Source organism: Catenibacterium sp. RTP21428st1_D7_RTP21428_210409 (assembly GCF_040227455.1).
In the GTDB taxonomy this organism is placed as follows: domain Bacteria; phylum Bacillota_I; class Bacilli_A; order Erysipelotrichales; family Coprobacillaceae; genus Catenibacterium; species Catenibacterium mitsuoka_A.
This window is the reverse complement of the sequence record NZ_JBEHVX010000022.1, coordinates 1-15852: the sequence shown is the minus strand read 5'-3', so window position 1 is coordinate 15852 and position 15852 is coordinate 1. Positions and strand designations below refer to the sequence as shown.

At 33.3% G+C, this 15852-nt stretch carries 15 protein-coding genes and 3 tRNA genes; 14 read left to right on the top strand and 4 right to left on the bottom strand.

Annotated elements, in window-relative coordinates; translation table 11 throughout:
• Position 1: 1 nt before the first annotated feature.
• From malQ to ABUA27_RS04945, 4 genes are read left to right on the top strand one after another with little or no spacing between them, the layout of a single operon-like run.
• Positions 2-1444: a 4-alpha-glucanotransferase gene (gene malQ / locus ABUA27_RS04960; RefSeq protein WP_349820351.1), complete on the top strand. Its 1443-nt coding sequence runs from the start codon at positions 2-4 to the stop codon at positions 1442-1444.
• Positions 1441-2775, top strand: a complete 1335-nt coding sequence (locus ABUA27_RS04955; RefSeq protein ID WP_287968262.1) for a patatin-like phospholipase family protein — start codon at positions 1441-1443, stop codon at positions 2773-2775. The genes malQ and ABUA27_RS04955 overlap by 4 nt, the downstream gene beginning before the upstream one ends.
• On the top strand, positions 2762-3595 hold the full coding sequence (locus ABUA27_RS04950; RefSeq protein WP_129981887.1) for a hypothetical protein: 834 nt from the start codon (positions 2762-2764) through the stop codon (positions 3593-3595). Before ABUA27_RS04955 ends, ABUA27_RS04950 begins: the two co-directional genes overlap by 14 nt.
• Positions 3595-4245 (top strand): DUF6198 family protein, encoded by a 651-nt coding sequence (locus tag ABUA27_RS04945; protein ID WP_349820350.1) that lies wholly within the window; start codon positions 3595-3597, stop codon positions 4243-4245. Before ABUA27_RS04950 ends, ABUA27_RS04945 begins: the two co-directional genes overlap by 1 nt.
• A gap of 581 nt (positions 4246-4826) precedes the next feature.
• On the opposite strand, the gene ABUA27_RS04940 is transcribed toward ABUA27_RS04945, so the two are convergent.
• Both ABUA27_RS04940 and ABUA27_RS04935 read right to left on the bottom strand, forming a co-directional pair.
• Positions 4827-6254, bottom strand: a complete 1428-nt coding sequence (locus tag ABUA27_RS04940) for a 6-phospho-beta-glucosidase (protein WP_287968264.1) — start codon at positions 6252-6254, stop codon at positions 4827-4829.
• 123 nt (positions 6255-6377) lie between these two features.
• Positions 6378-7118 (bottom strand): MurR/RpiR family transcriptional regulator, encoded by a 741-nt coding sequence (locus tag ABUA27_RS04935; protein ID WP_161220357.1) that lies wholly within the window; start codon positions 7116-7118, stop codon positions 6378-6380.
• A gap of 176 nt (positions 7119-7294) precedes the next feature.
• On the opposite strand from ABUA27_RS04935, the gene ABUA27_RS04930 reads away from it, so the two are divergent.
• From ABUA27_RS04930 to ABUA27_RS04920, 3 genes are read left to right on the top strand one after another with little or no spacing between them, the layout of a single operon-like run.
• Positions 7295-7603, top strand: coding sequence for a PTS sugar transporter subunit IIB (locus ABUA27_RS04930; protein ID WP_022425378.1), 309 nt, complete (start codon positions 7295-7297; stop codon positions 7601-7603).
• A gap of 51 nt (positions 7604-7654) precedes the next feature.
• Positions 7655-8167 (top strand): hypothetical protein, encoded by a 513-nt coding sequence (locus ABUA27_RS04925; protein ID WP_129982261.1) that lies wholly within the window; start codon positions 7655-7657, stop codon positions 8165-8167.
• Positions 8164-9204, top strand: coding sequence for a bacteriophage abortive infection AbiH family protein (locus ABUA27_RS04920; protein WP_287846063.1), 1041 nt, complete (start codon positions 8164-8166; stop codon positions 9202-9204). The genes ABUA27_RS04925 and ABUA27_RS04920 overlap by 4 nt, the downstream gene beginning before the upstream one ends.
• Positions 9205-9228: 24 nt before the next feature.
• Here ABUA27_RS04920 and ABUA27_RS04915 read toward each other — a convergent pair whose 3' ends face one another.
• Both ABUA27_RS04915 and ABUA27_RS04910 read right to left on the bottom strand, forming a co-directional pair.
• Complete coding sequence (locus tag ABUA27_RS04915; RefSeq protein ID WP_349820349.1) at positions 9229-10149, bottom strand: nucleotidyltransferase family protein; 921 nt, start codon at positions 10147-10149, stop codon at positions 9229-9231.
• Between the two features lie 194 nt (positions 10150-10343).
• Positions 10344-11723 (bottom strand): glycoside hydrolase family 1 protein, encoded by a 1380-nt coding sequence (locus ABUA27_RS04910; RefSeq protein ID WP_129982174.1) that lies wholly within the window; start codon positions 11721-11723, stop codon positions 10344-10346.
• Positions 11724-11881: 158 nt separating this feature from the next.
• Between ABUA27_RS04910 and ABUA27_RS04905 the strand changes: the two genes are divergently transcribed.
• The 7 genes from ABUA27_RS04905 to ABUA27_RS04875 all read left to right on the top strand — a co-directional run bounded on the left by ABUA27_RS04905 (position 11882) and on the right by ABUA27_RS04875 (position 15851).
• Positions 11882-12760 (top strand): MurR/RpiR family transcriptional regulator, encoded by an 879-nt coding sequence (locus ABUA27_RS04905; RefSeq protein ID WP_129982175.1) that lies wholly within the window; start codon positions 11882-11884, stop codon positions 12758-12760.
• A 163-nt stretch (positions 12761-12923) separates the two neighbouring features.
• On the top strand, positions 12924-13523 hold the full coding sequence (locus ABUA27_RS04900; protein ID WP_129982176.1) for an ECF transporter S component: 600 nt from the start codon (positions 12924-12926) through the stop codon (positions 13521-13523).
• Between the two features lie 28 nt (positions 13524-13551).
• On the top strand, positions 13552-14736 hold the full coding sequence (gene coaBC, locus ABUA27_RS04895; protein ID WP_303353148.1) for a bifunctional phosphopantothenoylcysteine decarboxylase/phosphopantothenate--cysteine ligase CoaBC: 1185 nt from the start codon (positions 13552-13554) through the stop codon (positions 14734-14736).
• A 2-nt stretch (positions 14737-14738) separates the two neighbouring features.
• Positions 14739-15515 (top strand): type III pantothenate kinase, encoded by a 777-nt coding sequence (locus ABUA27_RS04890; protein WP_129982178.1) that lies wholly within the window; start codon positions 14739-14741, stop codon positions 15513-15515.
• Positions 15516-15597: 82 nt separating this feature from the next.
• A tRNA-Gly gene (locus ABUA27_RS04885) sits at positions 15598-15672 on the top strand.
• A 16-nt stretch (positions 15673-15688) separates the two neighbouring features.
• Positions 15689-15763: transfer RNA gene (locus ABUA27_RS04880), tRNA-Gly, on the top strand.
• Positions 15764-15779: 16 nt separating this feature from the next.
• Positions 15780-15851 (top strand) — tRNA-Gly (locus tag ABUA27_RS04875).
• Position 15852 lies beyond the last annotated feature (1 nt).

Below are 15852 nucleotides of genomic sequence, written 5' to 3'. Positions count from 1 at the left end.
TATGAAAGCAGGAATACTATGTCCTATCTCTGCACTACCATCATCTTATGGTGTAGGAGATTTTGGAAAGAACGCATATACATTTGTAGATCAGCTAAAAAAATCAGATGTAAAGATCTGGCAGATTTTACCACTTAATCCTTTAGCATATGGGAATTCACCTTATCAGCCTTATTCATCTTATGCCGGTGATGAACTTTATATTGATTTAGAAGATCTAGTTAAAGATGGATTACTTGAAAAAGGTGAATTAAAAACATTTAATAAACAGGCTGAAACAGTGGAATATGAAGCTGTACGTGCACATAAAGAAGACTTATTAAGACTCGCTTATAAAAGATTTGAATTTAATGATGATTTTAAACAGTTTGTAGAAAACAATAAATGGGTTGAGGGTTATGCCTTATTCCGCACTTTTAAATTAACAAATGAGGGAAAGCCATGGACAGAGTGGCATGAGGAATATAAGGAGTTCCCTAAACATCAATCTTTTGAACTGTTACCTTTTGAGAAAGAAATCAATTATCAGGAATTCTTACAGTATTATTTCTTCAAACAATGGTATGCATTAAAAAAATATGCGAATGATCAGGGGATTATGATTATAGGGGATATGCCTATCTATGTAGGATTAGATAGTGCTGATTGCTGGTTAGATCAGGAAGACTTCTTATTAGAGGAAGATGGCACACCTTCATTTGTAGCAGGTGTACCACCTGATTATTTTAGTGAATTTGGACAAAGATGGGGTAACCCAATCTATGACTGGGATCATCTAGAAAAGACAAATTTCAAGTTCTGGATTGATAGAATTCATAGTGCGAATAAGCTTTATGATGAAGTACGTATTGATCATTTCCGTGGATTTGATACTTATTGGAAGATTCCAGCATCAGAACCTACTGCAGTAGTAGGGGAATGGGTCGAAGCACCAGGCTATGCACTATTTGACAAATTATTTGAAGAATATCCAGATACACATATTCTTGCAGAAGATCTAGGATTATTAAGAGATGAAGTGTATGAATTAAGAGATCATTATAATTTCAAGGGTATGTATATTTTCCAGTTCCATTACAAGGATGAATTTGATTTTGATAAGGTTGTTGTATATAGCGGTACACATGATAATGATACATTAATGGGATGGTATGATAATCTTGATAAAGATAGCTTAAAGGATATAGAACTCTTATTAGATGGTTATAGGGAACGTAAATTACATCGTCAGATGATTCATTATTGTATGGATTTACCTGCTGAATCTGTCATTATTCCAGTATGGGATCTTTTAGGAGAACCAGAAACATCACGTTTTAATACTCCAGGTACTATTGGATCTCCTAACTGGGAATGGAAGATGGCTCGTTTTACAGAATTTAATAAAGAAATGAAATTCATGAAGAAAATCATTCATGATACGAATCGAGATGAAACTCTATGAAAAGAGCCATTGTATTAAGTGGTGGAGGATCTAAAGGAGCTTATGAAGCTGGTTTCTTACTTGCTGCAAAAGAATTAAACCAACATTTTGATATTGTGACAGGAACTTCTATTGGTGCGCTCAATGGGGCATTAGTCGCTATGGGAGACTATGAAGGATTAGAGTATACATGGAATATATTAGATATGGATCATGTCTTTAATAATGCACCTGATTTGACTGATTTAAAAGATGACTTTATGACAACTTCTTTATTTAATAAGGAAGAGGGAAGTAACTTGTCTGAACTTAAAGAATCCATTGCCCAGCAGACGTCTTTAGCTCAGTCTTTTTTAAGATATTATTTTAAAAATAAAGGGGCAGACAATACACCTTTTGTAGAACACTGCCGTGGACTGATGGATGAAGAACGTTTATTGTCTTCACCTATTGATTTTGGTATATGTACAGTGCAGTTTCCAAGTATGAAAGCATGTTATAAGACTAAATCAGAAATGGAAAGAGGTCATATGCTTGACTATTTACTTGCAAGTAGTGCCTGTTTTCCTGTCTTTCCAATGACAGAAATAAATGGTTATAAATATATTGATGGGGGATTTAGTGATAATCTTCCTATTGATCTTGCTTTAGATATGGGAGCTGATGAAATAGTCGTAGTGGATATGCATCTTATTCCGGTTCATCCACAATATATCAATCGTCCTTCTATTCTTTATTCATGTCCACCAGTTGATTTAGGTGGTTTTATGGACTTTAATAAGGATGCGCTAGAAAGAAATAGGCGTTTGGGCTACTTAATGGCTTATAAGTTATTTGGAAATTATGAAGGTAATCAGTATACTTTTCTTCCTTCAAATCAGACAGTATTTCATGATTACTATAAACAATTATTGATGATGGAAAAAGAAATGAGAGGATTCTTTAATAGTAATTCTTCAGAACTGACATCTTTATTATTAGAAGCCAATCATCAAATAATCTTAAATCTCAAAGATTATACATATATTACTTTAGATTTTATTGGAGAATTAATGGGCTTTGATGATTTAAAGGTTTATGCATTTGAAGAATACAAAAATATGATTCTTAATGCATTTGAGAAATATATGGAAAAGGATTATTTCCCTCAGGAATTAAGTCTGACAAAGGTGAATCTATCTTTCTTACAAAATCATCTCAACAGAGAATCAATTGTGGGATTCTTTCTACATCAAATGAAATACAAGGAAGCAATGGATATGAAGTCGTATTATACGTTCTGTAAAAAGGAACTAATGATGGCTTCACTCATTTATTTATTAATAGGAGGTGGATCAAATGAACATCATTAAAAGGAAATGTCAGAAAGTAGATATAAAAGAAGTTGTTTCTCTTTTTAATGAAGTGATTGAAACAGAACTTTATCTTGAAGAAGACACACCTGTTCTTGATGATTTTATTGAATCAGCATCATATTGTGGTGTAATGCTTGATGATCATCTATTAGTAGGTGCTTATTTGATTAGACCTTTAGGAACCGGACATTGCAAGCATATTGCAACTTGTTCTTATGCAATTAAAGCTGACTATAAGAAAGAACTAGATAGTCTGATTAAGGACTCTTTAGAACAGGCATTTAAAGCTGGATATGCAATTATGCAATTAAATACAGTCACTAAAACATTAAAGATAGTTTTAGATACAGTAGGCTTTAAGAGTTTAGGAATGATTCGTGATGGCTTTAAAACGTCTAAAGGTGATTATGAGAACACTTATGTTTTATATCGTACTCTAGATGAATCTATTTTAGAATGTAAGGAAAAACAGGATCCTATGTCTATCGAAATCAGTCATATCTCAAAGAAGATTCAAAATAGAGGAATTTACTGGATTGTATCAGAAGTCAAACATTATCGTATACAAACAAAAAGAGAATACTCTACCTTCGATTATCGTGATCTTCATTATCAATCAGAAGAAGATATTAAAAAATTTGTAGAAAATATTTTCCATAAGTATCATATTGAAAATGAAAAAAATCATGATACTGTGCATGTTTTATCTGTTCATACATCTAAAGATGATGCAGTAGCTGAATGGGTCAAGAGAGATGATCTAGAATTACAGAAGCAGATGACAAGCATGCATAGTTTTTCAAAGACAGTTAAATAATGAAGGAACTGAATTATAAAAGAATTGGAATTTATCTTCTAGGATTATTGATTTTAGGCTGTGGTATTGATCTCAATACAAAGACACAATTAGGTGTGTCACCCATCATCTCTGTAGCCTATAATATCGCCTATCTCACTCATATTCCTATTGGTGTAATGACTTTTATCTATTATGTTTTACTTGTCATTATTCAATGGATTTTATTAGGTAAGAAGTTTGATTATTTTCAATTCTTACAGATTCATGCTAGTTTAGTAACAAGCTTTTTTATTCAGGTTTTTGATGGAGTTATTCCTGTCGCTTCTAGTTATTCAGCACGTTTAATGATGCTTATTCTTGCGATTGTAATTACGGGCGTTGGGGCATCACTCACTGTAGGTATGAAAATAGTACCTAATCCTGCAGATGGCTTAGCAAGTGTTGTTGGAGAAAAGTGTCATAAAGGATTTGGTTTTGGTAAGAATTTCTTTGATGGGATTTCCATTGTAATATCTCTTATCATTGGCTTTGTCTTTACAGGTGGTATATTGGGTATTGGGCTAGGAACAGTGATTTCTATGATCTTTACAGGCCGTATGATTGCCTTGCTTGAAACAAGTATTTCTAGGCTTTATTTTTCTGTCACAGAAATAGAGTTTGCTAAATAAAGAAGATTAAAAAGGCAAATATGCTCATCTATGCATATCTGCCTTTTTTTGTGCTGAGCATGGCACTAATTCAGTCAGAGATAGTCCGACCACAGGTAATTACCGCCAAGTGTGGTGAACTACAAGCCGATACTATAAAGGTTGAAGTGAAGGAAATACGTATCATACCTTAGGCAGATGTAAAGGGTGCATTAAATATCATGCGTAAAAGTAGCGTTGTGGATGTAAACATCCTATACAGTAGAGGCGAAGTGGACACGCAATAAGAATAAGGATTGCCTAACAATAGGTGGAGACTTAAATATCAATTTTCTTAAACGGATGCGTAAGCATCCTAGAAGTCTTGACTTCTAATACGGAGTATTAAGTCGAGGTAGTTCACTATTAATCCTAAAATTTGATTAAAAGAATAGGGGATAGACCTGGCTTGGTCAATCCCCTTAATTATTATCAAAGTGAGTTTGAAATTATCATGTAAATGTAGCGCCGTATACGAGACTTGTTACATACGGTGCAATGGGAGACGCAGTAATATTGATTAATCTTAGAATTGATACTATTTCTCGTCTACCCAATTATGATTAATTATCTAAGTCTTCACCGTTAGTTGCAATGACTTTTTTATACCAATCAAATGATTTTTTCTTTATGCGTTTAAAAGTACCGTGGCCATCATTATCTCTATCAACATAAATGAAGCCATATCTCTTTTCCATTTCACCCGTTCCATTAGAAATAAGATCTATACATCCCCAAGTTGTATATCCCATTAAATCAACACCATCTTCATCCACTGCATCTTTCATTGCTTGAATATGTTTCTTTAAGTATTCAATACGATAGTCATCTTGAATAGAACCATCTTCTTCAATCTTGTCTTTGGCCCCTAAACCATTTTCAACAATAAACAATGGCTTTTGATAACGATCATAAATTTCGTTCATAGTAATTCTTAATCCTAAGGGATCAATTTGCCATCCCCAATCACTTGTATCTAAATATGGATTAACAACTGAAGCAAAAATATTGCTTTCTGTTTGTTTTCCCTTGTCAGGATTAGCACTAGAAACACGAGATGAGTAATATGAGAAGCTAATAAAATCGACTGTATTTTCTTTTAAGATATTTACATCATTCTCTGCAAATGGTATTTCTGCATTTCTTTTTTCAATCCATTTTAAGGCATAGTTTGGGTAATAGCCTCGTGATTGCACATCAATAAACATATAACTTTCTCTATCATCACAAATTGATTTCCAATAATCTTCAGGATTACATGTTTCAGGATAATAAGAACCCGCAGCAAGCATACAACCTACCATATTTTCAGGATTTATCTCATGAGCTAATTTTGTAACTAGAGCACTTGCAACCAATTCATGATGTGCGCAGGTAATCATAGCTTGGGTTTTATTTTCACCTTCTTTAAATCTTAATCCTGCTGCTACAAATGGAAAATGAAGAATCATATTGATTTCATTAAAAGTGAGCCAGTATTTAACTAAACCATTATATCTTTCAAATAATACTTTAGCTAATTTAACAAAACAATCAATCATTTCTCTATTACGCCAGCCACCAAATTTATGAATTAAATGCATTGGGCAATCAAAATGATTAATTGTGACTAATGGTTCAATCCCATATTTTTTACATTCTTTAAAAATGTTTTCATAAAATAATAATCCTTTTTCGTTAGGTTCCAACTCATCACCAAGAGGGAAAATTCTTGTCCAGGCGATAGATAACCTAAAAGTTTTAAAACCCATTTCTCCCATTAAAGCAATATCTTCCTTATAGTGATGGTAAAAATCAACGGCTTGATGACTTGGAAAATAATGATCATCGATTCGATCTATCCACTTTTCTCCAGTCCCAATCGCATAACGATCTGATCCATGAGGCATTAAATCTACATTGGCTAAACCACGACCATCTTCAAATATGCCACCTTCAACCTGATTGGCGGCAGTGGCACCTCCCCACAAGAATCCTTTTTTAAATCCCATATTAAGTTCCTCCTCTATTTATTTTGACACAAACAATCATAGATATCTCCATGTTGTTTGTCTTCCTGTCTATAGAATAGAGGATGAGATTGAAGAAAGCAAAAAAAGTTTCCAATTTGGAAACTAGTCTTGTAATTCTAGTAATAGAATATCTATCATGTACTTAATGATATATTCACTGTATTTTTCATCGAGCAGGGGAACGATTATTTGTTTTTGACATAATGTAATACTTTCATTACATGTAATAAGCCATTGATCAACATGAGATTCTTTTATACGTTTAATGACACGCTTATTATAATGGAAAGAATGTCCATTTGTACTTAGTACAATTAAGATATCATTATCTAGAAAATGATAATCCTTGTTAAAATCAGCATCACATATAATTGTCTGAATGTCATATATCTGAAGTTCTCTTTGGATATTATAACAAACAGATCTGACATCACCGTGTGCATATAAATATACTTTATTTGCTTGCTTGATATCTTGTATAAGTTTTTGAATTAACTTCAAATTAATATGATTGATCATATATTGGATATTTTGAATGAAATCTTTAGTAAAATGCATCACATTTGTTTCAAAACTTTGATGTGGGTTTAAGAATTTTTTTCTTTTTGAGATTAAATCTAAATATTGAATACAAGCATTTTTAAATTCTTCATAGTTTTCATAATCTAATTTTCTTATGCATTTTGATACTTGACCTTTAGAAATTAAAGATTCTTTTGAAATGTCATCAATGCTTAGATTTGGAATTCTATGGATATTCTTTTTAATATAAAAGCATAATTCAAGCAAAGTTGTACTTGAAGAATGACTATTTAAATAATCGTTTACTTTATCTATAATCATTGTATCAACTCCATTCATACATTAGTTTATCATAAATGATCTTGAGTGACTATAAGCAGGGGATAGTGAAGTATTTTCAGTAAGTATGAAAAATGATTTTGGTGAATAAAAAACACTTTAAAGGTAACGGTTGCAGTATTATAATGATTACTAGGTTAATTAGGAGGATAATTGATATGGTAAATATTATGTTGTGTTGTGCTGCAGGTATGTCTACAAGCTTACTTGTTGAAAAAATGAAGAAAGAAGCAGAGAAACAAGGTATTGAAGCAAATATCTGGGCAGTCGGTGCGAATGAAGCAAAAGCAAACGGCGCCAAAGCAGATGTTGTATTACTTGGCCCACAGGTAAGATATCTTGAAGCAACTGTTAAGAAGGAAGTAGCACCAACTCCTGCACAGTTAATTGATATGCGTTCATATGGTCGTATGGATGGCGCTGCAGTATTAAAGCAGGCTATGGATCTAATTGAAGCAAATAAGTAATGAAATCCGCATTTGCGGATTTTTTGTTTTATAATGGTAATAGAGGTGAGCATGATGGAAACAATATCTATTACCAATAGAGGGTCTATACGTAAGTTTGTGGATGATGTATTTATTGATACAATAGAAAATATCTATGCTTTATGTGATTTGAAAATATCTTATTATGGTGTAAGTATCGCATATAAGAATACTGGTCAGTTGAAGAAATATAAGAGAGGAAAAATATTACATAACTATCTATCAAATAATGAACTAGAAAGAATCAATTTCTTTTCAGTACCAGATGATTTTGTGACAGTAGCATATGATTATCTCCTCTCTATTTCTATTAACTATAAAAATAACTTTATGACAGCGACATTTGATAAAAATATAATCAATCATGAATGTATTGAAGAAATTAAAACCCTATTAGATACCTTTATGGAAAAAGCCTATATGCAAGAAATATATACGATGGATAAAGAAGAAACGCCATTATTATATGCGATGGGAATTAAAAATGATTTTAAGACATTAAAAATACTTTCAAGTGAAGCAGTGAAGGAGGACTATGTATGAATCTTCTTGTATTAGGAAATGGCTTTGATTTACTACATGGGTTGCCAACAACCTATAAGGATTTTATCGATTTTACTACGTTATTTCGTATGTCGTTAGAAAAGAATGATATATCTCGTTTAGATTATGATTCACGTATGATAGATTTTATTCTTCATCTTTCTCCTGAATTATCCAACGAACTTGAATCTCTCATTAAAGATAATCTTTGGCTTATTCATCTAGAAAAAGAAACAATAGGGGAAGGCTGGAAGGATTTTGAAAAAGAGATGTCTGAAGTCATTCAAAAGCTTGATACAATCAGAGTTGAATGTGATATGCAGTTTAAATCAGGGCAGAAGGTCGCAAGAATCAATGAGTATTTAGGCACATCTCTTCTTGATTTCTGGGGAGATCGTTGTTCTTTTTCTTCTATGGAACCTATTAAAGAATTAAGAGATATCCTCACTCATGATCTCTTACGTTTGACTCGATGTCTAGAAATATATCTAGATGCATTTGTGAACCACCTAGACACTCCAAAATATGTAGAAAAACTACAAGTATTGAATATAGATAAAGTATTAAGCTTTAATTATACGAATACATATGAACGTCTCTATGGTAATTCAGAAGTAGAATATGATTATATTCATGGTAAAGCAAATATTGAACATGATATAGAAACATGTGATCTAGTTTTAGGAATAGATGAATACCTCACAGGAGAACGTAAAGATCAGGATAATGAATATATTGAATTCAAGAAATTCTACCAGCGTATATTTAAAAGGACAGGATGTCGTTATCTCACATGGCTTAAACAATCCCAGGAAGAACGCCTCAATATCTATATCTTTGGACATTCTCTAGATGTCACTGATAAAGATATATTGAGACAGCTTATTCTTGCTCGTCATGCACATACTACAATATTCTATATTCATAAATCAGATTTGAAAAATCAGATTAAGAATCTTGTAAAGGTCATAGGAGAGGATGAACTGATTGAACGTGCCTATGGCTCTCATATCACAATACATTTCAAGAAGGTATAGAAAAAAGACTCCGATTTTGGAGTCTTATTTAATATCGCTGAATAAATCAGTTGAATATACGTTGTTGTCAATTAATTCTTTAAAAGAAGCTTTTACAACAGGTGCATCTTCTTTATAAGTCACACCAAACCATGAATCCTGTACTTCTAATACCTTAACACTTAATTTGTTTTCTCTTAGAAGTTCACCAATATAGATAGGTAATAAATATTCATCCTTAAGTGGATCCTTGATGTTTTCAAAGAATTCTACAAAACCTTCTTTTAAAGTATTTACGAATTCAGGAGTTAATCCCCAGAAGTTCATAGATACATTTACGTTAGGATCAATTTCTTTATTTCCTGCACGTGCACCAGTAGAAGTCTTTTCAATATTCTTAGTTTCTTCTACATCAGTTAAGTATCCTTCATCATTCACTGCACAGATACCTCTTGTTACACCACCATTATCACTTAAAGTATTCTTTAAGATAAATCCTGCCATTGCAAGATGATTTGGCTTTTCAGGTGTATAGTCTAATAAGAAATCATGAATCTGTACAAATGCTTCCTTACCATAATAGTCATCTGCATTAATAACTGCGAATGGTTCATTAATTAAACCATCACAAGCAAGAACTGCCTGTCCAGTACCCCAAGGCTTAGTACGTCCTTCAGGACATTCAATACCTTCTGGTAATGCCTTTAAATCCTGGAATGCATAAGCAATTTCTACATCATACTTTTTAGCGACTTCTTCAATACGATTCCCAATAACTTCTCTGAAGTCCTCTTCAATATCCTTGCGGATAATAAAGATAATTTTGTTGAAACCAGCAGCAATTGCATCATGGATTGAATAATCCATAATGATTTCACCATTAGGTCCAACTGGTTCTAACTGCTTGATTCCTCCACCAAAACGTGAACCAATACCAGCAGCCATAATAACTAAACTTGTTTTCATTAGATACCTCCACTTTTACCTCTAGTAAAAGTATTCAATCATTTTTACCAACGCCATAATACACTATTTATATTCGAAAATCAAACTATTACAGTTAATCTACTCAATTTTATTAAGAAATTCTTAAGATATTAGCATTTTACTAAGTAATACTAAGGAAAAGAAAAAAGCCTCATGAATGAGGCTTCAGGTTATTAGTCTAAATCTTCACCATTTGATTTAAATGCTTTAGAGATCCAATAGAATGATTTCTTAGGTACTCTTCTTAAGTCTAATAGTTCTTCATCAGTTCTATTAACATATACAAAACCATATCTCTTTGCAATCTGGCAGCTAGAAGAAGGAATATCAATAGGACCCCAAGTAATATAACCTAAGCAATCAACACCATCTTCTAGAATCGCATTCTTCATTTCCTGGATATGATTACGATGATATTCAATTCTATAATCATCATCTACAGTATCATTTTCATTTAATGATTCTCTCGCACCCATACCGTTTTCTAATACGAAGCAAGGAAGATCATATCTTTCACTTAAAGTATTCATAACCCATCTAAATCCAATGGCATCCTTTTCCCAGCCCCATTCAGTCGCTTCAAGGTGAGAGTTCTTTACTACATGCTTTTCTACAATATCATTGAAAGGTGTAGTCATATCAAATTCACCTTCAGTAAGTGTATTAGAACGATAGTAAGAGAAGCATAAATAATCACATGTATACTTTAATAACTCTTCATCGCCTTCTTCAAATACAGGGAACCAACCTCTGTTCTTTAAGTATGCTGTATAGTATCTTGGGTATTTACCATTAGCCTGTACATAACATACCCAGTCATTGACTAAATCATAAGCTTTCTGACAGAATAAGTTATTCTTTGGTGTATCAGTTGCAGGATAGAAGTTAGTAATAGTTGTCATACCACCAAACTTAGCATCTGGTACTAATTCTCTTAAAGCCTTAACAGCCTTACAATGTGCAATCATAACATTATGTGCCACCTGATAAAGATGTTCAGCCTTAGATTTTCCTTCAGGTATAATTTCCGCATTTGAATAGATCAAGTTACATGAATGTAGGTTCTGTTCATTAAATGACATCCAGTGTTTAACTCTATCACCAAAACGCTCCATACAAACTCTTGCATAACGTTCAAATAAATCAACAACCTTACGTGATGCAAAACCGTTGTATTCCTTTACTAGATGATAAGGCATATCAAAATGAACTAATGTAATCATTGGAGTAATACCATTCGCAATCAATTCATCAATCAAATTATTATAGAACTGTACGCCTTCTTCATTGACTTCATCATCTCCATTAGGAATAATACGGCTCCAGCAAATAGAGAAACGGTAGAAGTTGAATCCCATTTCTTTCATTAACTGAATATCCTCTTTATAACGATGATATTCATCAATTGCCACTTTCCAGTCAGCATGTCCTTCTGGTGTAGGTCTTACATCATAAATTGATAAACCTTTTCCGCCTTCATCCCAGGCACCTTCAGTCTGGAATGATGATACTGAACCACCCCAGAAAAAATCTTTTGGTAATTTCTTTTCCATTTATTCGTCCTCCTTAATGGTACAATAATATTTTCACATAACCATTTAGAGAAGTAAATATGTACGGATAGAGTTTTAATTTTGTTTCAAAAAAGAGTGTTAAAAATCAAGTTTATTGAAAATACGTTTCATGATATAATTGGATCAGGTGATAAACAATGAGTATAATGACACAATTAGAATTCGCATTAGATTTCACACATGCTGAAGTGGAAATCGCCCATTACATATTAAATCATGGTGAAGATGTATTGAATCTATCTATTAAGGAACTTTCAAAAAGAACATATACATCTCCCGCCACAATAGTGAGACTATGTCGTAAGCTTGGTTTAGAGGGTTATAATGACTTTAAGATTAAGTATTCAGCAGAACTACAATATACACTTACTAAAACCAAAAGAATCGATGTTAACTTCCCCTTTGGTCCAGAAGACACCTATCCACAAATTGCCTATAAACTTGGTACGATGAGCAGAGAAGTTATTGAAGATACAATTAAGCTGATAGATTTTGATGATTTGCGTAAAGCGATAGAACTTATGAATCAATATGAGTCTATAGATATATATGGAAATGGTAATTCAATGTTAGAAGCTTTAAGCTTCCAGCATAAGATGACACGTATCGGACGTAACGTAAATATTCGTACATTAGAAGGAGAACAGATCTTTTTAGCTTATAACTCTTCTTCATCACATCTTGCGATGATTCTCTCTTATTCAGGAGAAACAGCTGAAATCATCCGTATTGCCCAGACCTTAAAAGAGAAGGGGACAAAGATGATTGTGATTACTTCTCTTGGCGATAATCAGCTATCACATTATGGTGATGTGATATTAAGGGTTGGTTCAAGAGAGAAAATCTTTACTAAAATAGCACCTTTTGCCTCAAATCTTTCTATGGAATATATTTTAAACCTTATTTTCTCATGTATATTCCAACGTGATTATAATAGAAACTTAGAGAAAAAAGTTAATTATGATAAGACAAAGGATGCAAGACATCCGGCTCGTTCTCCAGTAAATGACATCTAGTATAGGAAAATGTAATGCTTTTCATTTCCCAAAAATGAGTATATAATGGTTTTGCTGTGTAGGATATGCCCTGTGGCTACCTATTTAGGAGCTAACTTAATATTCTGCTGGCAAAACTATATTTACGTCATATTGCGTATGCAAATGACAGTGGAGGAAACAAATGAATAACAAAAAAACAAAGAATCTCACATTGCTTGCATTATTTATTGCGATTGAAGCAGTTATGGTCATGGTACCATTTTTAGGATTTATCCCTATTGGACCTTTAAGAGCAACATTGCTTCATGTTCCAGTTATTATTGCAGCTATTGTATTAGGTACTAAGCAGGGATGTCTTATTGGTCTTGTATTTGGTTTATCTTCATTATTAATGAACACAATGCAGCCAACTGTTACATCTTTCGTCTTCTCACCATTTATTAGTGGATCAGTACTTAGTGCAGTTATTGCGATTGTCCCAAGAGTTATGATTGGGTTTGTATCAGGTTCTATTTATCAATTACTTAAGGATAAACAGCAGACTATTGCGACTGCAGTGGCTGCATTCTTAGGTGCTTTAACTAATACTGTACTTGTATTAGGTGGTATCTGGGCATTATTTGGTACATCTTATGCAAAAGCGATTGGACAGGATGCAAGTAAGCTTGGAAGTTACTTCTTAGCTGTATCTAGCACACAGAGCCTACTTGAAGCTTTTGTAGGTGTAGTGATTGTGGTGATTGTCACAAAACCTCTCTTCGCTTTAATGAAGCGTAGATAACTTATAAATGAAAAGAGGGTATTAATAGATGAAAAAATTGATTATAGGAATTACTGGTTCTATTGCGGCATTTAAGACTGTACAGTTCATTAGTGATCTAGTGAAAGAAAAATATGAAATTGAAGTCATGCTCACTACAAGTGCAGCTAAGTTTGTCACACCAACTTCTATTTCTGCTCTCACAAAGAAGAAAACATATATTGATGTCTTTGATGATGATCCTGGATGTATTACACATGTAGACATTGTCAAGGATGCTGATTTGTTTATGATTGTACCAGCAAGTGCAACTACAATTGCGAAATGTGCAAATGGTATTGCGGACAATATGTTAACAGCTGCTTTTTTAGCAGCCACATGTCCTAAACTCATTGCGCCTGCAATGAATGTTCATATGTATGAAAATAAAGCCACTCAGCGTAATATCCAGACTCTAAAGGATGATGGTGTCTTATTTGTAGAACCAGTTGTAGGACTTCTTGCCTGTGGTGATACAGGTAAAGGTAAACTTGCAGACTATGATCATCTTCATTTAATGATGGAATATGCACTTAGCGATCATCCATTACAAGGTAAAAAGGTATTAGTTACTGCAGGACCAACTCAGGAATCTTTAGATCCTGTACGTTTTCTTACAAATCATTCATCAGGTAAAATGGGATACTCAATTGCCCGTGCAGCATTTATACTTGGCGCCAAGGTACGATTAATTCATGGGCCTACATCATTAAAGCCAGTACCTTATATTATCAATCAATCTATTACAAGTGCCCAGGATTTATTTGAATGTGTAAAAAGACATCATACACATTATGACTATATTATTATGTCAGCTGCAGTAGCTGACTATACACCTGTAAAAACATCTACAGAAAAGATTAAGAAAAATGACAATGAACTTATTCTTAAACTTAAAAAGAATCCAGATATTCTTGATTATATAGGACATCATCAAGTTGAACATCAAGTGATATGTGGATTTGCGATGGAAACACAAGATTTAATTGAAAATGCATCAAAGAAATTAAATAAAAAACAATGCGATCTGATTATTGCGAACCATCTTAAAACAGAGGGTGCAGGATTTCAGGGTGATACAAATGTTGTTACTATTATTACTCAGGATTCTATGAAAGATATCGATAAGATGTCTAAATCAGATCTAAGCTATATTATCTTAAAAGAATGTATGAAAATAGGAGCTAAGAAATAAGAATGCTATTGGTTATAGATATCGGTAATACAAATATTACTATTGGTGTTTACAAAGAAGATCATTTAGTAGGGCGTTTTCGTATGACAACACGTATGGAACGTACATCAGATGAATATGGCTTAATGCTTCATTCATACCTTCAAGCATCTCACTTGAATGTAGAAGATGTGAAAGATGTTATTATTAGTTCTGTTGTACCAAAGATTAACTATTCCTTCTCAAGTTCCATTATTAAATACTTTCATATTAGACCACTATTTGTTGGTCCAGGTGTGAAAACAGGCATCAATATTCAAATTGATCATACTTCTACTCTTGGGTCAGACCGTTTGGTAGATGCAGCAGGGGCATACTATACTTATGGTGGTCCATGCTTAGTTATTGATTTTGGTACAGCGACTACTTATGATGTTATTACAGAGAAAGGTGTTTTTATTGGTGGTGTAATTGCACCAGGCATTGGTATAGAAGCCGGTGTTCTTTCTTCTATGGCAGCTCAGCTTCCAGAAATTGAATTAGTCAAACCACAGCATATTATTGCGAAAAACACAGTCTCTGCAATGCAGGCTGGGGTTGTTTATGGTTATATTGGTAAGACTGAATATATTATCAAGAAGATTAAAGAAGAATATGGACAGAACCTAAAAGTAGTATCTACTGGTGGTTTAGGCAAGCTTATTGCGAAAGAAACTGAATTAATAGATATTTATGATCAGGAACTTACATTTAAAGGTCTAAAGATCATATATGATAAGAACAAGAAGGATCGTCACTGATCCTTCATTTTTTTACAAAACCTTATTGACACATATATTATTATTTGCTATTATAAGTAAGCACTCCTCGAGTGTTAGTGAGGCCGCATTCGTATAATGGCTATTATATCTGCTTGCCATGCAGAGGACGCCGGTTCGACTCCGGCATGTGGCTCCAATTTAAAACTTTATATGCCGCATTCGTATAATGGCTATTATATCTGCTTGCCATGCAGAGGACGCCGGTTCGACTCCGGCATGTGGCTCCATTTAAAAATTTCATATGCCGCATTCGTATAATGGCTATTATATCTGCTTGCCATGCAGAGGACGCCGGTTCGACTCCGGCATGTGGCTC